The organism is Pseudomonas sp. LBUM1668, from assembly GCF_059695715.1.
The window spans coordinates 4530861-4552972 of the sequence record NZ_CP166787.1 but is presented as its reverse complement, the minus strand read 5'-3'; the positions used below and the strand labels follow the sequence as shown (position 1 = coordinate 4552972).

The following is a 22112-nucleotide window of genomic DNA, read 5'->3' as shown; positions in this document are numbered from 1 at the left end:
GAAACACGCTTCTTGTGATCCGCGCGTTGGCGCGATTACCTGAAGTGCCTGACGGAGGCGGACAGCCTGTTTAGCTGTTACGCCCGTGGCGACTATGCAAGACACATTGAGAATTACCGAAGTTTTCTACTCTTTGCAGGGGGAAACGCGGACTGCCGGGCTGCCCACTGTTTTTGTGCGCCTGACCGGTTGCCCATTGCGTTGCCAATACTGCGACAGTGCCTACGCATTCAGTGGCGGCACCGTGCGCACCCTCGACGATATCCTCGAGCAAGTGGCCGGATTTCGTCCGCGTTACGTCTGTGTCACCGGCGGTGAGCCGTTGGCGCAGCCCAACGCTATTCCCTTGCTCAAACAGCTATGTGATGCCGGATATGAGGTCTCGCTGGAAACCAGCGGTGCCCTCGACATTTCGGCGGTCGATCCGCGCGTTAGTCGCGTGCTTGATCTGAAGACACCGGGTTCGAAAGAAGCCCATCGCAACCTTTACGAAAATATCGAATTGCTGACTCCCAACGATCAGGTGAAGTTTGTCATCTGCTCGCGGGAAGATTACGACTGGGCGGTTTCCAAACTGATCCAGTACGGGCTCGACCGGCGTGCCGGCGAAGTCCTGTTTTCTCCAAGTCACCATGACCTCAACGCAAGGGATCTGGCGGATTGGGTGGTGGCGGACAACCTGCCAGTGCGGTTGCAACTGCAGCTGCATAAATATCTATGGAATGATGAGCCGGGGCGCTGAAATGACTGAACAACTGAACACAACCGAAAAACGTGCGGTGATCCTGCTGTCCGGTGGTCTGGACTCGGCAACGGTCGTGGCCATGGCCCGCGCTGAAGGCTACGCCTGCTACACCATGAGTTTCGATTACGGCCAGCGCTCCCATGCCGAATTGCATGCCGCTGCGCGCGTCGCTCGCGACCTGGGTGTGGTCGAGCACAAGGTGATCGGCATCAACCTGAACGGCATGGGCGGTTCGGCACTGACCGACACCAGCATTGATATCCCTGAAGAGCTGGGTGAGGGCATCCCGGTCACTTACGTGCCGGCGCGCAACACGGTGTTCCTGTCTCTGGCGTTGGGTTGGGCTGAAGTGCTCGGCGCTCGTGACATCTTTATTGGTGTGAATGCGGTGGACTACTCCGGCTATCCAGATTGCCGTCCCGAGTTCATCGAGTCGTTCGAGCGTATGGCCAATCTGGCGACCAAGGCTGGCGTCGAGGGTAATGGCTTCCGCATTCAGGCGCCGTTGCAGAACCTGAGCAAAGCGCAAATCGTTCAGGCGGGCGTGAAGCTCGGCGTTGATTACGGTCTGACTGTTTCCTGCTATCAGGCCGACGATGAAGGCCGTGCCTGCGGTAAATGCGACAGCTGCCGCCTGCGCGCAGAAGGCTTTGCAGCGGCCGGCGTGAGCGATCCAACACCTTATTTTTGATTATTTTCAAAAAGGTGTTGAATAGTCCTTAAAAATCAGTATTATACGCGCCACCACACAGCGGGTCGTTAGCTCAGTTGGTAGAGCAGTTGGCTTTTAACCAATTGGTCGTAGGTTCGAATCCCACACGACCCACCATTTTTGGCGGTTTAGAAAATCCGGAAGGCCCACGCAAGTGAGGATTTCCGGGTTTTTTTTTGCCTGTGATTTGGGCGTGCGTTGTTCCAGTGCAAGTTGCGCTGACGCAGGTCAGAATCATCTTTTGTATCCCCGGGATATTCTGTAGCCTTGCGCAGCTTCAACGCTGTCCGTGCCTGATAAAACTCACTCTCCCGGCGGTACCCTCAAGCGGTCCGGAGCCGGGTGTATACTCGACTTTCGCGCGAAAGCGCCTGCAGGTCTTGCGAACATGACGCAGATTTCCGAACGCCTTCTGGTTCAAGCCCACCTCGACGCCAAACAGCCCAAACCGCTGACTGCCGAGGAAGAGGCTTATTACCGTTCCGCCATCGCCGCCGAGCTCAAGGCTCAGGACGCGGTTCTGGTTGCCCACTTCTATTGCGATCCGGTGATTCAGGCCCTGGCCGAAGAAACCGGTGGCTGTGTATCCGACTCCCTGGAAATGGCCCGCTTCGGTAATGCCCATCCGGCCAAGACCGTGGTGGTCGCCGGCGTGAAGTTCATGGGTGAGACTGCAAAAATTCTCAACCCGGAAAAACGTGTGCTGATGCCAACCCTCGAAGCCACGTGTTCGCTGGACCTGGGTTGCCCGGTCGACGAGTTCTCGGCGTTTTGCGATCAGCACCCGGAGCGCACGGTCGTGGTCTACGCCAACACCTCCGCTGCCGTCAAAGCCCGGGCCGACTGGGTGGTGACGTCGAGTTGTGCGCTGGAAATCGTCGAAAGCCTGATGGACAACGGCGAGACCATCATCTGGGGGCCGGACAAGCATCTGGGCACCTACATTCAGCGCAAGACCGGCGCCGACATGCTGCTGTGGGACGGAGCCTGCATCGTCCACGAGGAGTTCAAGTCCAAGCAGCTCGAAGACATGAAGGCCTTGTACCCGGACGCCGCGATTCTGGTGCACCCCGAATCGCCGACTGCCGTGATCGAACTGGCAGACGCCGTGGGCTCCACCAGTCAATTGATCGCCGCTGCGCAGTCCCTGCCGAACAAGACCCTGATCGTTGCCACCGACCGCGGCATCTTCTACAAGATGCAGCAGTTGTGCCCGGACAAGGTCTTCATCGAGGCGCCAACCGCCGGTAACGGCGCCGCGTGCCGCAGTTGCGCACATTGTCCGTGGATGGCCATGAATACCCTTGAGCGTACGCTCAAGAGCTTGAAGGAAGGGACGAACGAGATCTTTGTTGATCCGGCGTTGATTCCGCAGGCGATTCGGCCTTTGAAGCGGATGCTGGATTTCACCCAGGCGGCGCGGATGAAGCTGGCCGGTAACGCTTAAAAAGCAAAAGATCGCAGCCTTCGGCAGCTCCTACACTGATACCTGTAGGAGCTGCCGGAGGCTGCGATCTTTTTTTGTGGGTACTTACTTCGTCTTCTTCGGAACCCGCACCACGCAGGTATCCGAATAGATGTCATGCCACGTGCGCTTCTGTTTGTCATACAGCGACCAGAAGAATCCCAGCCCCACACAAAGCCACGACGCAATCGACACCATAAACCGCAGCAACGCCTGCCACAGGCTGATTGCGGTGCCATTGGCGTTCTGCACGCGAATGCCCCACACCTGCATGCCCAGCGTCTGCCCACCATGGGTCCAGAACTTGGCGAAGAATCCGAACAACACCAACAGCAGTACGGTCGAGTACAGCGGATCACCGTCGAGCTGTCCGGCGTCGGTCATCACCCGCAGGCGTTCTGCACCGATGATCAAACCCTGAATGAGCTTGTAAACGAAGCCGGTCACGATCAGCAGGGCGGTGCACAACAGAAAGTCGTAGAACATCGCGGCCAGCCGACGGCCAAGGCCAACGGCAGGAAAATCGCCCTGGGGAGTGAGCAGGTTCTTCGACATGGCAGCCTCTGGACGCTTGAAGGAACCGCCATTTTACGGATTCGCGCGGACAAAAAAGCCCCTGATATCAATATCAGGGGCTTTTTCGTTACACAGATCAGGCTTCTGCTTGTACTTCGTCAGCCTGCATGCCTTTTTGGCCTTGCACTGCAACGAAGGTCACCTTCTGGCCTTCTTTCAGGCTCTTGAAGCCGTTGCCCTGAATGGCGCGGAAATGCACGAACAGATCCGGACCGCTTTCTGGAGTGATAAAACCAAAACCTTTCTCGTCGTTAAACCACTTGACGGTACCGCTCTGACGTGTGGACATTTCTTATTCCTTTGACGCAATAAATTAATGACAGCCTCTTTCTCATGAAAGAGTACTGGGGCTGGTTGCAGGAGAGTAAGAAGACGTCGAACGGGATGTAGCTAACTTGTAGGCTACTGCCCAGGTCACGATTCCAAGCTGACCCATGCAAACACAGTGAGGAAACTCTACGCCAACTACCGGAGAAAAAACAAGCCCCTTGCAGGCCCGGTTTTGCTGCGCTTGAAGGCACTTAGTCAATCCGCTAGTGCAGGCTTAGACGATTAGCTTGTTCAAATGTTTTCGAACGTTATAAGCAAAGTTCATATTCGAAACGGTTGTTAGAAACTGCACTGTTTTATGGCGATTGCGTTACACATTAGTGCACGCATAACGCAATCGCGTTACTTATAGAAACAGTCAATCAACCACGGTAGTAGCGTTGTGGAACAAATGGCATTTTGCTTACAAGCATTTGCACCTTTTTCCCACGAACAATTGCCCACACTGGCGTATCGAGAGTGACGTAAGCACTGTCGAGGTAACCCATTGCCAATGGCCCACCCAGTGTCGGACCGAAGCCGCCACTGCACACGCTACCGATGATGTCGCCGGCCTCGTTGACGATTTCCGCGCCTTCGCGCACCGGCGTGCGTTCCTGCGGGAGCAGGCCGACGCGCTTGCGTGCGACGCCATTTTGTTGTTGGGCGAAGATATGCTCTGCCCCCGGGAAACCCCCGGCCCGTGCGCCATCGGCGCGGCGCGGCTTGGACATTGCCCACAGCAGGCTGGCTTCGATGGGCGTGGTTTCGGTGTTCATGTCGTGGCCGTACAGGCACAGGCCGGCTTCAAGGCGCAGCGAATCGCGAGCGCCGAGGCCGATGGCCGCTACTTCAGGTTCGGCGAGCAGGGCGCGTGCGAGTTTTTCTGCGTCGGCGGCCGGCACCGAGATTTCGAAACCGTCTTCACCGGTGTAACCGGAACGGCTGACGAAGCAATCCACGCCGAGCAGCTGCACGCGATTGAACTGCATGAAGGTCATCTTCGCCACTTCCGGAGCGAGACGCGCCAATGCTGTTACCGCCGCAGGACCTTGCAGCGCGAGCAGTGCGCGCTCCTCGAACAGCGCCGTAATGGTGCACTGATCGCCAATGTGTTTTTGCAGATGCGCCAGGTCCTGATCCTTGCACGCTGCGTTGACCACCAGAAACAGTTCATCATTGCCGAGGTTGGCAACCATCAGGTCATCGAGAATCCCGCCGTGCTCGTTGGTGAACATCGCGTAACGCTGCATGCCCACCGGCAGGTCGATGATGTCTACCGGCACCAGGGTTTCCAGGGCTTTGGCGGCATTCGCGCCGGTCAGGTGGATCTGACCCATGTGCGAGACATCGAACAGTCCGGCCTGCTCGCGGGTGTGCTGGTGCTCTTTCATCACGCCGAGGGGGTATTGCACCGGCATGTCGTAGCCGGCGAACGGCACCATACGGGCGCCGAGTTCGATGTGCAGGGCGTGCAGCGGGGTTTTCGACAGTTGTTCGGTGGACATGCGTGGCTCCTTGAATGGGTGGTTGGGGATGGCGCTCAAGATCAAGGTCAAGAGCCCCTCACCCCAGCCCTCTCCCGGAGGGAGAGGGAGTTAATTACGTGATCAGCATTCGATAATGTTGACCGCCAGGCCGCCGCGGGCGGTCTCTTTGTATTTGCTTTTCATGTCGGCGCCGGTCTGGCGCATGGTGCGGATGACCTTGTCGAGGGAGACGAAGTGTTGCCCGTCGCCACGCAAAGCCATGCGCACCGCGTTGATCGCTTTCACTGAGCCCATGGCGTTGCGCTCGATGCACGGCACTTGCACCAGCCCGCCAATCGGGTCGCAGGTCAGGCCGAGGTTATGTTCCATGCCGATTTCGGCGGCGTTCTCGACTTGCTGAACGCTGCCGCCGAGTACTTCGCACAAGGCCCCAGCCGCCATCGAACAAGCCACGCCGACTTCACCCTGACAACCGACTTCGGCGCCGGAGATCGAGGCATTTTCCTTGTACAGAATGCCGATTGCCGCCGCGGTCAGCAGAAAACGCACGACGCCATCGTCATTCGCACCGGGGATAAAACGGATGTAGTAATGCAGCACGGCCGGGATGATTCCCGCTGCGCCGTTGGTTGGTGCGGTGACCACGCGTCCGCCATTGGCGTTTTCTTCGTTGACGGCCAGCGCGTAGAGGTTGACCCAGTCGAGTACCGACAGCGGATCACGCAGCGCGGATTCGGGGTTCTTGCACAATTGCCGATGCAACGCCGCCGCGCGCCGTTTGACCTTCAATCCGCCCGGCAAAATGCCTTCGTTGCGGCAGCCGGCGGTCACACAATCCTGCATCACCTGCCAGATTTTCAGCAGGCCGGCGCGGGTTTCCGCCTCCGGGCGCCAGGCGCTTTCGTTGGTCAACATGACCTGGCTGATCGACAGACCATACGTGCTGCAATGTGCGAGCAAGTCCTTGGCGCTTTTGAACGGGAAAGTCAGCGGGGTGGCGTCTTCGACGATGCGGTCGGCGCCGGCCGCGTCTTCGTCGACAACAAAACCTCCGCCGACCGAGTAGTACTCGCGGCTGCGGATTTGCAGGCCCGCCGCGTCGAACGCACGGAAGATCATGCCGTTGGGGTGATAGGCCAGCGGCTTGCGGATCATCGCCAGCTGTTCTTTCTCGTTGAACGCAATGCTGTGTTCGCCCAGCAGGTTCAGGCGTCCGTTGCTACGAATTTCTTGCAAACGCGCGGCGACGGTTTCGGTGTCTACCGTGTCCGGGTGTTCGCCTTCCAGGCCAAGCAACACGGCTTTGTCGCTGCCGTGACCTTTGCCGGTGGCGCCGAGAGAACCGTACAACTCGACGCGAACGCTGGCGGTTGCGCTCAACAGGTTTTCACGACGCAAACCCTCGGCGAAGCGCGCAGCTGCGCGCATCGGGCCGACGGTGTGGGAGCTGGAGGGGCCGATGCCAATCTTGAACAGGTCGAACACGCTTAACGACATGAGTGGTTCTCCGGTTTCTTGTTATAGGAATTGGCGAAACATCAGGCTTGATGCATTTCCCTGTAGGGGCTGCCGAAGGCTGCGATCTTTTGATCCTGATCTTTAACAGAAGATCAAAAGATCGCAGCCTTCGGCAGCTCCTACAGTTGGATCAGGTGAACCAGGTGAATCGTTCGGGGCGGGTGAACCCGCCCCTCATTCGTTTAAGCGTAGCTTTCGATCGACGGGCAGGCGCAGACCAGGTTGCGGTCGCCGAACACGTTGTCGACGCGACCGACCGGTGGCCAGTATTTGCCTTCGATCAACGAGGCCACCGGGTAAACGGCTTGCTCGCGGCTGTACGGGTGAGTCCACTCGCCGACCAGTTCCGCTGCGGTGTGCGGAGCGTTTTTCAACGGGTTGTCTTCCTTGTCCAGCGTGCCGTTTTCCACAGCGCGGATTTCTTCGCGGATGCGGATCATGGCGTCGCAGAAGCGGTCGAGTTCTTCCTTGGATTCGCTTTCGGTCGGCTCGATCATCAGCGTGCCGGCCACCGGGAACGACATGGTCGGAGCGTGGAAGCCGAAGTCGATCAGACGCTTGGCGACGTCATCAACGCTGATGCCGCTGCTGTCTTTGAGCGGACGCAGGTCGAGGATGCATTCGTGCGCCACCAGACCATTGCTGCCGGTGTACAGCACTGGATAGTGCTCTTCGAGGCGACGGGAAATGTAGTTGGCATTCAGAATCGCCAGTTGCGAAGCGCGCTTCAGACCCGCGCCGCCCATCATGCGGATGTACATCCAGGTGATCGGCAAAATGCTTGCGCTGCCGAACGGTGCCGCGCAGACCGCGCCTTCCTTACGTTCCATGTGGCCGTGGCCTGGCAGGAACGGCGTCAGGTGCGATTTGACGCCGATCGGGCCGACGCCCGGGCCGCCACCGCCGTGGGGGATGCAGAAGGTTTTGTGCAGGTTCAGGTGCGACACGTCGCCGCCGAACTTGCCTGGTGCGCAGAGGCCGACCATCGCGTTCATGTTGGCGCCGTCGATGTATACCTGGCCGCCATTGTCATGAATGATCCCGCAGATTTCGCGGATGCCTTCTTCGAACACGCCGTGGGTCGACGGGTAAGTGATCATCAGCGCGGCGAGGTGATCGCGGTGCTCAATGGCTTTGGCGCGCAGGTCTTCGATGTCTACGTTGCCACGCGCATCGCACGCGGTCACGACCACGCGCATACCGGCCATGTTGGCAGTAGCCGGGTTGGTGCCGTGGGCGGACGACGGGATCAGGCAGATGTCGCGACGGTCATCGCCACGGCTCTGGTGATAGGCGCGGATCGCCAAAAGACCTGCGTATTCACCCTGCGAACCGGCGTTCGGTTGCAGCGAGATCGAGTCGTAACCGGTCGCGGCGCAGAGCATCGCTTCCAGTTCATCGGTCAGTTGCTGATAACCGGCGCTTTGCGCGGCTGGGGCGAACGGGTGCAGGGCGCCGAACTCGGCCCAGGTCACCGGGATCATTTCGCTGGCGGCGTTGAGCTTCATGGTGCACGAGCCCAGCGGAATCATGGTGCGATCCAGGGCCAGGTCCTTGTCTGCCAGTTTGCGCAGGTAGCGCATCAGCTCGGTTTCCGAGTGATAACGGTTGAACACCGGGTGGCTGAGAATCGGCGACTGGCGTACCAGCGCAGCAGGAATGGTGCTCTGCACGGTGGCGGCGAGGGCGGCGAAGTCCGGCAGGGTTTTGCCGTCGGCGAAGACGCTCCACAGGGTTTCGATATCAGCCTGAGCGGTGGTTTCGTCAACCGACAGACCCAGACGCTGGGCGTCAATGACACGCAGGTTGATCTGCTGGGCGTGAGCCTTGTCGTGCAGCGCAGCGGTTTGCGCGCCGGTAGCCACGGTCAGAGTGTCGAAGAAGCTTTCCTGCTCGACATTCAGACCCAGCGCAGTCAGGCCCTTGGCCAGAATCGCGGTCAGGTGATGGATGCGGTTGGCGATCTGGGTCAGGCCTTTCGGGCCGTGATACACGGCGTACATGCTGGCGATGTTGGCCAGCAGCACTTGCGCGGTGCAGATGTTCGACGTGGCTTTCTCGCGGCGGATGTGTTGCTCGCGGGTCTGCATCGCCAGGCGCAGCGCTGGCTTGCCGAAACGGTCAACCGAAACGCCGACCAGACGGCCCGGCATGTCGCGCTTGAACGCATCTTTGGTGGAGAAGTAAGCCGCGTGCGGGCCACCAAAGCCCAGCGGCACGCCGAAGCGTTGTGCGGAACCGATCGCAACGTCAGCGCCGAACTCGCCCGGGGCGGTCAGCAGGGTCAGGGCCAGCAGGTCGGCGGCTACGGCAACCAAGGCGTTGGCGGCGTGGAAGCGCTCGGTCAGTTCGCGGTAGTCGAACACATCACCGTTGCTGGCCGGGTATTGCAGCAACGCGCCGAAGAATGGCGTTACATCGGTCAATTCGCGCTCATCGCCCACGACCACTTCAATGCCCAGCGGCTCGGCACGGGTGCGCAGCACGTCGAGGGTTTGCGGGTGGCTGTGGATCGAGGCGAAGAATTGATGGCTGCCCTTGTTCTTGCTCAGGCGTTTGCAGAAGGTCATCGCTTCGGCAGCGGCGGTAGCTTCGTCGAGCAGGGAGGCGTTGGCGATCGGCAGGCCGGTGAGGTCGCTGATCAGGGTCTGGAAGTTCAGCAGCGCTTCGAGACGGCCCTGGGAAATTTCTGGCTGGTACGGGGTGTAAGCGGTGTACCAGGCCGGGTTTTCCAAAAGGTTGCGCAGGATCGGCGACGGCGTGTGGCAGTTGTAATAGCCCTGACCGATGTAGGTCTTGAACAGCTGATTCTTGCCGGCGATGCCCTTGATCATGGCCAGTGCATCGGCCTCGCTCAGGCCATCGTCCATGCCGAGCACGCTGGTGCCCTTGATGCTTTCCGGGATGACGCTGGCGCTCAGGGCTTCGAGCGAGTCGAAGCCGAGGCTGTTGAGCATGGCTTGCTCGTCACCGGCGCGCGGGCCGATGTGACGGGCGATGAATTCGTTGGCGGTGCCCAGGTTTACTTGTGTCATGTCGGCTCTCCTCAGGCTTCGGCTTGGGCTTTGATCAGACGGTCGTAAGCGTCTTGATCAAGCAGTTTGCCGACAGCGGCGGCGTCGCTTGGTTTGAAGCGGAAGAACCAGCCTTGGCCCAGTGGATCTTCGTTGACCAGCTCAGGGCTGTCTTCCAGCGCCGGGTTCACTTCCAGCACGTCACCGTCGAGGGGCATGTAAACGCCGCTCGCGGCTTTCACCGATTCCACGGTGGCGGCTTCGGCGCCTTTTTCGTAAGCCTGCAGTTCAGGCAGTTGCACGAACACCACGTCGCCCAGGGCGTTCTGCGCGAAAGCGGTGATGCCGACAGTAACGCTACCGTCAGCTTCGGCGCGCAGCCATTCGTGATCTTCAGTAAAACGCAACTCGCTCATGGAAACTCCTCAGGGGCCAGACTCGTCTGGTGGACGCGGTGGAAGGCTTGGGCAGGGAAGCCCTTATTTATGAGGGGTTGATTAGCAAGATCGCGGCCAATGTGAATTTATCGTTATAAAACAATGGCTTGTGGATTTTTTAAGTTAAGGCTGAGGGTGTGCGTGTAGCGAAATCGCTACAGCGTGGAGCAGGGAAAAAAGCTGAACGGGATCAAAGCCTTGCACGGCGGTGACTGGAGGAGGGTGTAGCGATATCGTTCCGCTGTAGCGCTTTCAGTACAGGTGGAGGTCGCTTTTAAAGCAGATATGCCTAGTGTAGGAGCTGCCGAAGGCTGCGATCTTTTGACTGTGTTTTTTCAACATCATGATCAAAAGATCGCAGCCTTCGGCAGCTCCTACAGGGGATTTGGGTGAGTCAGGGTTTATTGGGGATGCCGTATTTGCGCAAACGATGGGCGATGGCGGTGTGCGAGGTTTGCAGGCGGCTGGCCAGTTGGCGGGTCGAGGGGTAGCTGGCGTAGAGTTTTTCCAGCAGCGATTTCTCGAAGCCTTCGACCGCTTGTTCAAGGCTGTCAACGTCGCTGTCGACCTGACGCGCAACGGAAGTGCCGGCAATGTCGAGGTCGCCAATGTCCACCAGACTGCTTTCGCAAATCGCAGCGGCGCGGAAGATCACGTTCTGCAATTGGCGCACGTTGCCCGGCCAGCGATTACCGAGCAGTGCCGGGTAAGTACCGGGTGCGAGACGGCAGACCGGGCGCTGAATCTGCGCACAGGCCTGCTGCATGAAATAACGCGCCAGCAACAGAATGTCCTGACCGCGTTCGCGCAGCGGCGGCACCTCGACATTGAGCACATTGAGGCGATAGAACAGGTCTTCGCGAAACGAGCCTTCGCTGACCATTTTTTCCAGGTCGCGGTGAGTTGCGCTGAGGATCCGCACGTTGACCTTCACCTCTCGGTCACCGCCGACCCGACGGAAGCTGCCATCGTTGAGAAAACGCAGCAGCTTGGCCTGCAAGTACGGTGACATCTCGCCGATCTCGTCGAGAAACACCGTGCCTTGGTTGGCCAGTTCCATCAGCCCCGGTTTGCCGCCACGCGCCGCGCCAGTGAAGGCGCCGGGGGCGTAGCCGAACAGTTCGCTCTCGGCGAGGTTCTCCGGTAGAGCAGCGCAGTTCAATGCCAGGAACGGCGCACTGTGCCGCGCACTGATCGCGTGGCAGGCACGGGCGACCAGTTCTTTACCGGTGCCGGTTTCGCCTTGAATCAGTAGGGGCGCATCAAGGGCGGCCACACGCTGCGCACGCGCCTTGAGGGTGCGGATCGCCGGGGATTCGCCGAGCAGCGCATCGAAACCTTCAGCGTGGTCGTGGTGCAACGCCGAGAGCTGTTCGCCGATGCGGTTCGGTTGATACAGCGTGAGCAGGGCGCCAGCGTCGGTGATCGGCGTAGCGTCGAGCAACAGCGTCTGGCCGTTGACGGTGATCTCGCGCAGCGGCAGGCGAAAACCGTGTTCGAGCAGGGTCTCCAGCAGACCGGGATCGTTGAACAGTTCAGAGACGCCTTCGCCCGCCGGCTCCCGCCCGTACAACGCGATCAATGCCGGGTTGGCCAGCAGCACTTTGCCCGCACTGTCGAGGGCCAGCACCGGGTCGGTCATCGCCGCGAGCAAGGCGTCGAGTTGCAAGTGCCGACGCTGGCCGGGGAGTATGTCGACCACCGTTACCGCTTCCACGCCGAGCACGCGAAACAGCGCATCTTTGAGTTCTTCGAGTACTTGCGGGCTCAGGGTCGGGGCGTCGATGTAGACGTTCGGCGGGATCATCTCCACGGCATCCAGATTAAGGTTGCGCCCACCGAGAATGGCCAGGACTTCCTGGGTGATGCCGACGCGGTCGATGAAGCTGACGTGGATACGCATGGGGGCGGTTCAGTGTTCTGCAGTGCGGAGGGTGGCAAGTATGCCTTGGGGCGAGGGCAGAGGTGAAATCCGGTGCAGGATTTCAGGCCGACATCGAACCCTGTAGGAGTGAGCCTGCTCGCGATGACGGTGAGTCTGACGACATAAATGTTGAATGACAGACCGCTATCGCGAGCAGGCTCACTCCTACAGGAGGTGTCGTGTTCTGATTATTCGAAATGCTCGAGGTTAACCGGATCGCCGGATTTCATATCCAGCTGCTTGCGGATGTCTTCGAACATCATGTCGTAATGCTTGTGAACCGAGCCAATCTGGCTGTGAGTCTTCGGAATGCCGTACTTCTCGGCGATTTTCGTCACGTTGTTGGCAAAGTTGTAGGCCTCCTCCTTGGGCAGGAAGAAGGTTTCTTTCATGTCCTTGCCCTGAAGGTTGCCATGCATCGTGAACTGGATGCCCTTGCCCTTTTGAGGGTCGGTGAACAATTCGTAGTCGAGGTGCACGTTGTAACTGACGTCGTCCGGGGTCAACGCGTGCCGCTCAATGTGCAAATGACCAGGTTCAAACTGGGCCATGGATTTCTCCTTTCAAGGCATGGGAGAAGGGCAGACCCTGGGCCTGCCCCCGGAGTTTCTGATTATCGATAGGTGATACCGGGTTTCGCCGTGCTGATCCGCGTACCGGCGGTGCCCTGGACAATCGCTTCGATGTCCGCCAGCGAACCGATCACCGCGACCTTGCCAGTATGGCGCGCGAATTCGCAGGCTGCCTGAACCTTTGGTCCCATGGAGCCCGCGGCGAAGCCCAGGCGTTCGAGTTCATCCGGGTGGGCCTCGGCGATGGCTTTCTGCGTCGGCTTGCCGTAGTCGATGAACGCGGCGTTGACGTCAGTGGCAATCACCAGCAAATCGGCCTCAAGCTGTTCTGCCAGCAGCGACGAGCACAGATCCTTGTCGATCACCGCCTCGATGCCCTTGAGGTTGCGGTTTTCGTCGTACATGGTCGGAATCCCGCCGCCACCGGCGCAGATGACGATGCTGCCCTTGTCCAGCAGCCACTTGATCGGACGGATTTCGAAGATGCGTTTTGGCCGTGGACTGGCCACCACACGGCGGAACTTGTCACCGTCGGGGGCGATGGCCCAGCCTTTTTCGGCGGCGAGTTTTTCTGCTTCGGCTTTCTCGTAGACCGGGCCGATCGGTTTGGTCGGGTTCTTGAAGGCCGGGTCATTGGCGTCGACTTCAACCTGGGTGAGCAGGGTGGCGAACGGCACTTCGAAGTCCAGCAGGTTGCCCAGTTCCTGCTCGATGATGTAGCCGATCATGCCTTCGGTTTCGGCACCGAGCACGTCCAGCGGGTAAGGGGTGACGGAGGTATAGGCCGCCGCTTGCAGCGACAGCAGGCCGACTTGCGGGCCATTGCCGTGGGCGATGACCAGTTGGTTGCCGGGATAGATTTTGGCGATTTGCTCGGTGGCGATGCGGATGTTGGCGCGCTGGTTATCAGCGGTCATCGGCTCACCACGGCGGAGCAGGGCGTTACCGCCCAACGCTACGACGATACGCATGGTGCATGTCCTTTTGAGCAGAGAAGTTTCGAGCGACGCAATCTTTCTATGTGTACTCGATCCATGTGGGAGCTGGCTTGCCAGCGATGGCGTCACCACGGGTTGTCTGAAAGCCCGGGTTGATCCCATCGCTGGCAAGCCAGCTCCCACAGGATCGGTGATCCTGCAGGAAAGATTGCGTCAGGCTTTTAGATATCCGCCAACGCCGACACGATAATCGCCTTGATGGTGTGCATGCGGTTTTCCGCTTGCTCGAAGGCGATGTTGGCCGGGGATTCGAAGACGTCTTCCGTTACTTCGACGCCATTGGCCAAGTGCGGATAGCGCGCAGCGATATCTTTGCCGACCTTGGTGTCGCTGTTGTGGAACGCCGGCAGGCAGTGCATGAATTTCACCCGTGGATTACCGGAGGCTTTCATCATCTGCGTGTTGACCTGGTACGGCAGCAGTTGCTCGATGCGCTCGTCCCACGCTTCCACCGGTTCACCCATCGACACCCAGATGTCGGTGTGGATGAAGTCGACACCCTTGACCGCTTCTTTCGGGTCTTCGGTGATGGTGATGCGCGCGCCGCTTTCTTCCGCGAACTCTTTGCACTGAGCGATGAAGTCAGCGTGTGGCCACAGGGCTTTCGGCGCAGCGATACGCACGTCCATGCCGAGTTTGGCGCCGATCATCAGCAGCGAGTTGCCCATGTTGTAGCGGGCGTCGCCGAGGTAGGCGTAGCTGATGTCATGCATCGGCTTGTCGCTGTGTTCGCGCATGGTCAGCACGTCGGCGATCATTTGCGTCGGGTGGAATTCAGCGGTCAGGCCGTTGAACACCGGCACGCCGGCGTACTTGGCCAGCTCTTCGACGATTTCCTGTTCAAAGCCACGGTACTCGATGGCGTCGAACATCCGGCCGAGGACGCGGGCGGTGTCTTTCATGCTTTCTTTGTGGCCGATCTGGGACGACACCGGGTCGATGTAGGTGACGTGAGCACCCTGATCGTGGGCCGCGACTTCGAACGCGCAACGGGTGCGGGTCGAGGTTTTTTCGAAGATCAGCGCGATGTTCTTGCCTTGCAGGTGTGGACGCTCGGTGCCGGTGTACTTGGCGCGTTTGAGGTCGCGGGACAGGTCGATCAGGTAATTCAGTTCGCGAGTGGTGTGGTGCATCAAACTCAGCAAACTGCGGTTGCGCATATTAAAAGCCATGATGGATCTCCTTCGGTATCGGTTATCCCCCTGGCCGCACGCTGTAAGTGCAGGCCAGGGCTCAGAGGTTTAGTAGTCGATTGGGTCGCGGATGATCGGGCAGGTCATGCAGTGGCCGCCGCCACGGCCACGGCCCAATTCACCGGCGCTGATGGTGATGACCTCCACACCTGCCTTGCGCAGCAGGGTGTTGGTGTAGGTGTTGCGGTCGTAGCCGATGACCACGCCCGGTTCCACGGCCACCACGTTGTTGCCGTCGTCCCATTGCTCGCGTTCGGCGGCGAAGCTGTTGCCGCCGGTTTCCACCACGCGCAGCGCCTTGAGATTGAGCGCGGCCGCCACGGTGTCGAGGAAGCTGGTTTCTTCGCGGCGAATGTCGATGCCGCCCTGTTTGCTTTCATCAGGTCGCAGGGTGAAGGCGACGATCTGGTTGACCACTTCCGGGAAAATCGTCACGAGATCGCGGTCGCAGAAGCTGAACACGGTGTCCAGGTGCATCGCGGCGCGAGACTTCGGCAGGCCGGCAACGATGACTTTCTCCACGGCTTTGTTCTTGAACAGATTCAGCGCCAATTGACCGATGGCCTGACGCGAGGAACGCTCGCCCATGCCGATCAACACCACGCCGTTGCCGATTGGCATAACGTCGCCGCCCTCAAGGGTGGAGCTGCCGTGGTCCTTGTCCGGGTCGCCGTACCAGATCTCGAATTCGGCGTTGGTGAACTGCGGGTGGAATTTGTAGATGGCGGTGGTCAGCAGGGTTTCCTGACGACGCGCGGGCCAGTACATCGGGTTCAGCGTCACGCCACCGTAGATCCAGCATGTGGTGTCGCGGGTGAACTGAGTGTTCGGCAGCGGCGGCAGAATGAAGCTGGAGTGGCCGAGGAAATCGCGATACATCTCGATGATCTTGCCGCCGAAGCTGTCCGGCAGATCATCAGCGGACACGCCGCCAATCAGGAATTCGGCGATGTGACGCGGCTCGAGGCTTTTCAGCCAGGATTTCACTTCGCTGATCAGGCCCAGGCCCACCGAATCGGCGGTGACCTTGCGATCGAGAATCCAGTCCAGCGCTTCCGGGATGGCGACGATGTCGGTCAGCAGGTTGTGCATTTCCAGCACGTCGATCCCGCGTTCACGCATCTTGGTGACGAAGTCGAAGTGGTCGCGCTTGGCCTGGGCGACCCACAGTACATCGTCGAACAGCAGTTCATCGCAGTTGTTCGGGGTCAGCCGCTGGTGGGCCAGACCTGGGGAGCAAACCATGACTTTGCGCAGTTTGCCGGCTTCGGAATGGACGCCGTACTTAACTTTTTCCGTGGTCATTGCAGTGATCCTCCAGAGATAAAATGTTTGGCAATTACAGAGTCAGGAAGCCGTCATACAGTCCGTAGGCAGCCACCAGGGCGCCCACGACCACTGCGGCGAAAATCAGCTTCTCGACGTTGGTGAAAACCGGTTGTTTGAGTTCGAGCTTGGCCTTGGCGAACAGGATCGCGCCGGGCGCATAGAGCAGGGCCGAGAGCAGCAGGTACTTCACGCCGCCGGCGTACAGCAGCCACACCGCGTAGATCAGGGCGATGCCGCCGATGATCAGATCCTTGCGCCGCTCGGCCGCGAAACCTTCATAACTCTCGCCGCGCACCGCCAGCAGCAGGGCATACGCCGCCGACCACAGATACGGCACCAGAATCATCGACGTGGCGAGGTAGATCAGCGACAGGTAAGTACTGGCCGAGAACAGGGTGATGACCAGGAAAATCTGCACCATCGCGTTGGTCAGCCACAGGGCGTTGACCGGTACGTGGTTGGCGTTTTCCTTGCGCAGAAACGCCGGCATGGTGTGGTCTTTGGCGGCGGCGAACATGATCTCCGCACACAGCAGCACCCACGACAGCAGCGCCCCCAGCAGCGAGATGATCAGACCGACGCTGATCAGCGCTGCGCCCCACGGACCGACCACGTGCTCAAGCACGGCAGCCATCGACGGGTTCTGCAATTTGGCCAGTTCTGGCTGAGTCATGATGCCCAGCGACAGCACGTTCACCAGCATCAAAAACAGCAGCACGGTGATGAAGCCGATCACGGTGGCCTTGCCGACGTCGGAGCGCTTTTCGGCGCGGGCCGAGAAAATGCTCGCGCCCTCGATGCCGATGAACACCCACACAGTGACCAGCATCATGTTGCGTACCTGGTTCATCACGCTGCCCAGATCCGGGTTTTTCACGCCCCAGATGTCGGCGGTGAAGATGTCCAGTTTGAAGGCGAAGACGGCGATCAACACAAACAGCACCAGCGGCACGACTTTGGCCACGGTGGTCACGAGGTTGATGAATGCCGCTTCCTTGATCCCGCGAAGTACCAGGAAATGCACCGCCCACAACAGAATCGAAGCACCAATGACCGCAGCAACCGTGTTGCCTTCACCGAAAATCGGGAAGAAATAACCGAGGGTGCTGAACAGCAGAACGAAGTAACCGACGTTGCCCAGCCAGGCACTGATCCAGTAACCCCAGGCGGATGAGAAACCCATGTAATCGCCGAATCCGGCCTTGGCATAGGCGTAGACACCGCCGTCCAGGTCAGGCTTGCGATTGGCGAGGGTTTGAAAGACGAAAGCGAGGGTGAGCATGCCGACAGCGGTGATCGCCCAACCGATCAATACCGCGCCGACGTCGGCACTGGCGGCCATGTTTTGTGGCAAGGAGAATATCCCGCCACCGATCATTGAACCGACTACCAATGCAACCAGTGCACCGAGTCGTAGTTTTCCGGGAGCTTCAGACATTGCATGACTCCATTGCAGGAAGAGATCACAGCGTAGTTCTGTTGTCTGTTCAAACAGCTGACTTGGATCAGTTCATGGTCACATTCCATTGTTAATGAATGACTTAAGGAGTCGCTTGAGGCATAAAGCGACCGTCTGCGAGGCCCGTTCCAGAACGGTTTTTCGCTATGTGGTTGGGAATGGCTATTATTGCTTTCGAGTTATGACGCTAGTTCTTTTTCCGGGTTTGGCAAATTCCCCCCATCTGTTTTCAGTACAGAATTGATTTATCAGGATCAGCGCACAAAACTGTCTTAACGTGGTAGGCGTTAGCTTTATCCGCTATATATAAAGGCTGTTGTTTGGCCTTATTCGACAGGCGTTCTTACTCTTGATCCGTTTAGTTAATAACCAGAATATGACGAGCCTTGTGGCGAGGGGATAAATCCCCTCGCCACAGGTGTAAACAGGTTTCGAGAACGGGTAGTCAGGAAGAGGGAGACTGGAATGTCGCAACCGACGCAAAAGCTGCGCCTTGGTGCGTTGATCGCCCTGGTGGTGGGGTCGATGATTGGCGGCGGAATTTTCTCGCTGCCGCAGAACATGGCGGCACGCGCCGATGCGGGAGCGATCCTGATCGGTTGGGGGATTACTGCCATTGGCATGCTGACCCTGGCCTTCGTGTTTCAGACCCTGGCCAATCGCAAGCCCGAGCTGGACTCCGGCGTCTATGCCTACGCCAAGGCCGGGTTTGGCGACTACATGGGCTTCTCGTCCGCCTGGGGTTACTGGATCAGTGCCTGGCTGGGCAATGTCGGCTACTTCGTTCTGCTGTTCAGCACCCTCGGTTATTTCTTTCCGGTATTCGGCCAGGGCAATACGCCGATCGCCATTGGCTGCGCCTCGGTGCTGCTGTGGGCCGTGCATTTTCTGGTGATGCGCGGGATCAAGGAGGCGGCGTTCATCAATCAGGTGACCACCGTGGCCAAGATCGTGCCGCTGATCATGTTCATCGTCATTGCCGCTGTGGCGTTCAAGGCAGACATTTTCACCCGCGACATCTGGGGCCGCAGCAACCCGAGTTTCGGCGGGGTGATGGATCAGGTGCGCAACATGATGCTGGTGACGGTGTTCGTCTTCATCGGCATCGAGGGCGCCAGCGTGTACTCGGCGCGAGCGGAAAAACGCAGCGATGTCGGGCGTGCCACGGTGATCGGATTTATCGGCGTACTGGCGCTGCTGGTGCTGGTCAACGTGTTGTCACTGGGGATCATGAGCCAGCCGGAACTGGCCAACCTGCAGAACCCGTCGCTGGCGGCGGTGCTTGAGCACATCGTCGGGCCGTGGGGGGCGCTGGCGATCAGCATCGGTTTGGCGATCTCGCTGCTTGGGGCGTTGCTGTCGTGGGCGTTGCTCTGCGCCGAAATCCTTTTCGCCACGGCCCGGGACAAGACCATGCCGGCGTTCCTGAAAAAGGAAAATGCCAACCATGTGCCCGTCAACGCGTTGTGGCTGACCAACGTGATGATTCAGATCTTCCTGCTGATCACGCTGTTCTCGGAGGGCACCTACACCAGCCTGATTTATCTGGCGTCATCAATGATTCTGGTGCCGTACCTGTGGTCGGCGGCGTACGCGGTGTTGTTGAGCGGGCGCGGCGAAACCTACGAACACGCCTCGGCCGAACGCACCAAGGATCTGCTGATTGGCGGCATCGCCCTGAGTTATGCGGTGTGGCTTTTGTATGCCGGCGGGGTGAAATATCTGCTGCTGTCGGCGCTGTTGTATGCGCCGGGAGTGATTCTGTTCGCCAAGGCCAAACATGAGCAGGGTGAGCCGCTGTTCACCCATGTCGAGAAGGGCATTTTTACGTGCGTGATCATTGGCGCGGGGCTGGCGGCTTATGGTTTGTACAGTGGTGTGTTGTCGTTGTGAGGTTGTCGGGTGCACTTTGACCCGGAGGGAGAGGGGGCCTTTGACCCTGTGGGAGCTGGCTTGCCAGCGATATCGGTGTGTCAGTCGACCCCTGTATCAACTGATCCACCGTCATCGCTGGCAAGCCAGCTCCCACAGGGACTTGAGGTGATCCACTAGACGCGGAACTGATCCATCAATTTCATCTGTTGGCTGGCCAGCGCATTGAGCTGGCTGCTGATCGCCGCCGACTCTGTGGCTTGCCCGGTCAAGGTTTCAGTCACCGTACGAATCGCCGAGACGTTGCGGTTAACCTCTTCAGCCACTGCGCTCTGCTGTTCGGCGGCGCTGGCGATTTGCAGGTTCATGTCGCTGATCACCGTCACCGCGTCGCTGATCTTGCCCAGCGCATCCACGGCCTGGCGGATCTGCCCGGCGTTGTTGTGGGCCTGGGTCTGGCTTGAATGCATGGTCGCGACCACGCCGCGAGTGCCAGTCTGAATTTTCTCGATGACGATGCGGATTTCTTCCACGGAATCCTGCGTGCGCTTGGCGAGGTTGCGCACTTCATCCGCGACCACGGCAAAACCGCGACCGCTTTCCCCGGCGCGAGCGGCTTCGATGGCGGCGTTGAGCGCCAGCAGGTTGGTTTGCTCGGCGATGCTGCGGATCACTTCCAGAACCGAACCGATCTGCTCGCTGTTGACCGCCAGTGCTTCAACTTCGGTCACCGCTTTACTGACTTCATCGGCCAGTTGATTGATGTCGCGGGTGCTGCGCTCGATGATCGACATGCCGTCCTTGGCTGACTGGTCGGCGCCTTTCGCGGCGTTGGCCGCGTTCGATGCGCTGTTGGCGACATCGTGGGCGGTGGCGCTCATTTCGTTGGACGCGGTGGCGACCTGGTCGATTTCGCGGAACTGCACCTGCATGCCTTCGCTGGTCTGACGGGCGATTTCCGAAGACTGGTCGGCAGTGCCGCGAGCCTCGGTGATGCTCTGTTTGATCTGCGCGATGGTCGGTTGCAGCTTGTCGAGGAAGCGGTTGAACCAGTTCACCAGTTCGCCCAGCTCATCCTTCTTGCTGTAGTTCAGGCGTTGGGTCAGATCACCTTCACCGCTGGCGATATTCTTCAGCATCTCGGCGACGCTGTTGATCGGGCGAGTGACGCCGGAAGCAGTGAGCCATATCAGCAGCAGGCCAATCAGCCCCGCGACCACAGCTACTGCCAGCGCCGTGAACACACCGGTTTCCTGTGCTTCGTCGAGCACCGCTTGCAGCTTGACCGAGTCGGCCAGCAGCACCTGCTTCGGCAGGTCGATGACCACGCCCCAAGCACGCGAGTTGCCAATCGGGTCGACCGGATACACCGCCCGGATCAGGTCGCCCTGTTCGAGGATTTTCGGCGTGCCGCTGCCGAGCAGTTGCAGCACGTCTTTGCCCTCGGCGCCGAGGGTGTCGCTGATCTTCTTGCCGACTTTGGTAGCGTCGGAGCTATCGGCAGCCAGCACGCCGCTGCCGGAGACAATGAGCATATGCCCGGCGTTGTTGAACAGGTTGCGCTGGGATTCCACCGTTGCAGCTTGCAAGGCATCGAGGGCGATGTCGACACCGACCACACCGATGGCTTTGCCGTCGACGATCAACGGCACGGAAATGGTCGTCATGAGCATTTCCTTGCCGCCGACGGTGTCAGCGTACGGGTCGAGCAGGCAGGTGCGTTTGTTATCGCGAGGGCAGGTGTACCAGCTGTTATAGGGCGTACCGCTGACGCTGAGGGTGGTTTTGGTTAAATCATCTTCTACCATGACCGTGTTCAGCGAGGCACCGCCGGCGCGGCTCCAGTACGCGGCGAAGCGTCCGGCTTCGTTGGACTGGCGGGCGGCGTCGTTGGCGAACTCGCTGTCCTTGCCGTCCAGGCTATTGGGTTCGAAGGCGAGCCAGATACCGAGCACTTTGTCGTTGCGCTCGAACGCAGTTTTCAGGCTCAGGTTCAACTCTTCACGCAAGGCGCCGGCGTCCAGCGAACGTTTGGTGGCCATCACGCGCATGTCCTTGATCTGGTCGGCCAGCGCGGTGATCACCACCAGGCTTTCGCCGAAGGTTTTCTGCACTCGCACCGCTTGTTCGGCGGCTTTGGCCTGAAGCAAGTCTTGCACGCTGGCGGTGAGCATCTTGCTGCTGGAATGGCTGACCAGTTCGTCGTTCTGGTTGGTCTGGTAAATGTTCATGCCGACGATCAGCGCAACCACACCGAGCAGGCACAGACCGGAGAGCAGAACGATTTTCAGGCGAATGGAAAGAGAGTCGAACATGGGGCGATCTCGCGAATGAATAAACGGGGGCTGTGGGTACGAGGTACCCGAATCGCCAAATCCATTCAGCGCCATTCAATGCTCATCGGCGTGGAACGAGAGCGCATGAGGTGTTTGCCGACGGACGGTCAGCGCTAAACGTTTGCGCAGGGGAATGTCCTGAAAAGGGGACTAATTACAGGGA

The 22112-nt window shown here is 59.3% G+C and carries 17 protein-coding genes, 1 tRNA gene and 1 pseudogene; 5 read left to right on the top strand and 14 right to left on the bottom strand.

The genetic code is table 11. The features are described 5' to 3' along the window. Window positions 1–94: 94 nt before the first annotated feature. The 4 genes from queE (at window position 95) to nadA (ending at window position 2904) form a co-directional block, all read left to right on the top strand. Window positions 95–742, top strand: coding sequence for a 7-carboxy-7-deazaguanine synthase QueE (gene queE / locus ACA061_RS20550; protein WP_047302757.1), 648 nt, complete (start codon window positions 95–97; stop codon window positions 740–742). A 1-nt stretch (window position 743) separates the two neighbouring features. Next, on the top strand, window positions 744–1436 hold the full coding sequence (queC, locus tag ACA061_RS20545; protein WP_150601643.1) for a 7-cyano-7-deazaguanine synthase QueC: 693 nt from the start codon (window positions 744–746) through the stop codon (window positions 1434–1436). A gap of 62 nt (window positions 1437–1498) precedes the next feature. After that, window positions 1499–1574 (top strand) — tRNA-Lys (locus ACA061_RS20540). Window positions 1575–1845: 271 nt separating this feature from the next. Beyond that, entirely contained in the window at window positions 1846–2904 is a 1059-nt protein-coding gene (gene nadA / locus ACA061_RS20535; protein ID WP_042560632.1) for a quinolinate synthase NadA, read from the top strand. A gap of 84 nt (window positions 2905–2988) precedes the next feature. On the opposite strand, the gene ACA061_RS20530 is transcribed toward nadA, so the two are convergent. The 12 genes from ACA061_RS20530 to arcD (ACA061_RS20475) form a co-directional block, all read right to left on the bottom strand. Beyond that, window positions 2989–3477: an RDD family protein gene (locus ACA061_RS20530; RefSeq protein ID WP_210554138.1), complete on the bottom strand. Its 489-nt coding sequence runs from the start codon at window positions 3475–3477 to the stop codon at window positions 2989–2991. Window positions 3478–3574: 97 nt separating this feature from the next. Then, window positions 3575–3787, bottom strand: coding sequence for a cold-shock protein (locus tag ACA061_RS20525; RefSeq protein ID WP_003227496.1), 213 nt, complete (start codon window positions 3785–3787; stop codon window positions 3575–3577). Between the two features lie 403 nt (window positions 3788–4190). Further along, window positions 4191–5315, bottom strand: coding sequence for a glycine cleavage system aminomethyltransferase GcvT (gcvT, locus tag ACA061_RS20520; RefSeq protein ID WP_150601641.1), 1125 nt, complete (start codon window positions 5313–5315; stop codon window positions 4191–4193). A 102-nt stretch (window positions 5316–5417) separates the two neighbouring features. Beyond that, window positions 5418–6794, bottom strand: a complete 1377-nt coding sequence (locus ACA061_RS20515; RefSeq protein ID WP_150601640.1) for an L-serine ammonia-lyase — start codon at window positions 6792–6794, stop codon at window positions 5418–5420. A gap of 203 nt (window positions 6795–6997) precedes the next feature. After that, window positions 6998–9850 carry an aminomethyl-transferring glycine dehydrogenase gene (gene gcvP / locus ACA061_RS20510; RefSeq protein WP_210700293.1) on the bottom strand — a complete coding sequence of 951 codons (2853 nt, stop codon included), beginning with the start codon at window positions 9848–9850 and terminating at the stop codon, window positions 6998–7000. An 11-nt stretch (window positions 9851–9861) separates the two neighbouring features. Beyond that, window positions 9862–10245 (bottom strand): glycine cleavage system protein GcvH, encoded by a 384-nt coding sequence (gcvH, locus tag ACA061_RS20505; protein WP_042560627.1) that lies wholly within the window; start codon window positions 10243–10245, stop codon window positions 9862–9864. A 415-nt stretch (window positions 10246–10660) separates the two neighbouring features. Continuing rightward, window positions 10661–12169: a transcriptional regulator GcsR gene (gene gcsR / locus ACA061_RS20500; protein ID WP_497299945.1), complete on the bottom strand. Its 1509-nt coding sequence runs from the start codon at window positions 12167–12169 to the stop codon at window positions 10661–10663. A gap of 209 nt (window positions 12170–12378) precedes the next feature. After that, window positions 12379–12741 (bottom strand): DUF5064 family protein, encoded by a 363-nt coding sequence (locus tag ACA061_RS20495; protein WP_150601636.1) that lies wholly within the window; start codon window positions 12739–12741, stop codon window positions 12379–12381. Window positions 12742–12803: 62 nt separating this feature from the next. Beyond that, window positions 12804–13733 carry a carbamate kinase gene (gene arcC, locus ACA061_RS20490; protein WP_150601635.1) on the bottom strand — a complete coding sequence of 310 codons (930 nt, stop codon included), beginning with the start codon at window positions 13731–13733 and terminating at the stop codon, window positions 12804–12806. A 188-nt stretch (window positions 13734–13921) separates the two neighbouring features. Continuing rightward, window positions 13922–14932: an ornithine carbamoyltransferase gene (locus ACA061_RS20485; RefSeq protein WP_150601634.1), complete on the bottom strand. Its 1011-nt coding sequence runs from the start codon at window positions 14930–14932 to the stop codon at window positions 13922–13924. 69 nt (window positions 14933–15001) lie between these two features. Further along, entirely contained in the window at window positions 15002–16258 is a 1257-nt protein-coding gene (arcA, locus tag ACA061_RS20480; protein WP_150592878.1) for an arginine deiminase, read from the bottom strand. A 34-nt stretch (window positions 16259–16292) separates the two neighbouring features. Continuing rightward, window positions 16293–17720, bottom strand: coding sequence for an arginine-ornithine antiporter (arcD, locus tag ACA061_RS20475; protein ID WP_497299944.1), 1428 nt, complete (start codon window positions 17718–17720; stop codon window positions 16293–16295). Window positions 17721–18206: 486 nt separating this feature from the next. Between arcD (ACA061_RS20475) and arcD (ACA061_RS20470) the strand changes: the two genes are divergently transcribed. Further along, entirely contained in the window at window positions 18207–19634 is a 1428-nt protein-coding gene (arcD, locus tag ACA061_RS20470; protein ID WP_150601632.1) for an arginine-ornithine antiporter, read from the top strand. A gap of 155 nt (window positions 19635–19789) precedes the next feature. Here the strand turns inward: arcD (ACA061_RS20470) and ACA061_RS20465 are convergent, their stop codons facing one another. Together ACA061_RS20465 and ACA061_RS20460 are read right to left on the bottom strand one after the other, a co-directional pair. Continuing rightward, complete coding sequence (locus tag ACA061_RS20465) at window positions 19790–20545, bottom strand: methyl-accepting chemotaxis protein (protein ID WP_395599692.1); 756 nt, start codon at window positions 20543–20545, stop codon at window positions 19790–19792. A 102-nt stretch (window positions 20546–20647) separates the two neighbouring features. After that, window positions 20648–21655, bottom strand: a pseudogene (locus ACA061_RS20460) (methyl-accepting chemotaxis protein); the annotation flags it as partial. Between the last annotated feature and the right edge of the window lie 457 nt (window positions 21656–22112).

Excerpts from the sequence above, each read along its gene's own strand:
- queE (WP_047302757.1), top strand. The coding sequence starts at position 95 with ATGCAAGACACATTGAGAATTACCGAAGTTTTCTACTCTTTGCAGGGG.
- queC (WP_150601643.1), top strand. The coding sequence starts at position 744 with ATGACTGAACAACTGAACACAACCGAAAAACGTGCGGTGATCCTGCTG.
- nadA (WP_042560632.1), top strand. The coding sequence starts at position 1,846 with ATGACGCAGATTTCCGAACGCCTTCTGGTTCAAGCCCACCTCGACGCC.
- ACA061_RS20530 (WP_210554138.1), bottom strand. The coding sequence starts at position 3,477 with ATGTCGAAGAACCTGCTCACTCCCCAGGGCGATTTTCCTGCCGTTGGC.
- ACA061_RS20525 (WP_003227496.1), bottom strand. The coding sequence starts at position 3,787 with ATGTCCACACGTCAGAGCGGTACCGTCAAGTGGTTTAACGACGAGAAA.
- gcvT (WP_150601641.1), bottom strand. The coding sequence starts at position 5,315 with ATGTCCACCGAACAACTGTCGAAAACCCCGCTGCACGCCCTGCACATC.
- ACA061_RS20515 (WP_150601640.1), bottom strand. The coding sequence starts at position 6,794 with ATGTCGTTAAGCGTGTTCGACCTGTTCAAGATTGGCATCGGCCCCTCC.
- gcvP (WP_210700293.1), bottom strand. The coding sequence starts at position 9,850 with ATGACACAAGTAAACCTGGGCACCGCCAACGAATTCATCGCCCGTCAC.
- gcvH (WP_042560627.1), bottom strand. The coding sequence starts at position 10,245 with ATGAGCGAGTTGCGTTTTACTGAAGATCACGAATGGCTGCGCGCCGAA.
- gcsR (WP_497299945.1), bottom strand. The coding sequence starts at position 12,169 with ATGCGTATCCACGTCAGCTTCATCGACCGCGTCGGCATCACCCAGGAA.
- ACA061_RS20495 (WP_150601636.1), bottom strand. The coding sequence starts at position 12,741 with ATGGCCCAGTTTGAACCTGGTCATTTGCACATTGAGCGGCACGCGTTG.
- arcC (WP_150601635.1), bottom strand. The coding sequence starts at position 13,733 with ATGCGTATCGTCGTAGCGTTGGGCGGTAACGCCCTGCTCCGCCGTGGT.
- ACA061_RS20485 (WP_150601634.1), bottom strand. The coding sequence starts at position 14,932 with ATGGCTTTTAATATGCGCAACCGCAGTTTGCTGAGTTTGATGCACCAC.
- arcA (WP_150592878.1), bottom strand. The coding sequence starts at position 16,258 with ATGACCACGGAAAAAGTTAAGTACGGCGTCCATTCCGAAGCCGGCAAA.
- arcD (WP_497299944.1), bottom strand. The coding sequence starts at position 17,720 with ATGTCTGAAGCTCCCGGAAAACTACGACTCGGTGCACTGGTTGCATTG.
- arcD (WP_150601632.1), top strand. The coding sequence starts at position 18,207 with ATGTCGCAACCGACGCAAAAGCTGCGCCTTGGTGCGTTGATCGCCCTG.
- ACA061_RS20465 (WP_395599692.1), bottom strand. The coding sequence starts at position 20,545 with ATGCAGGTGCAGTTCCGCGAAATCGACCAGGTCGCCACCGCGTCCAAC.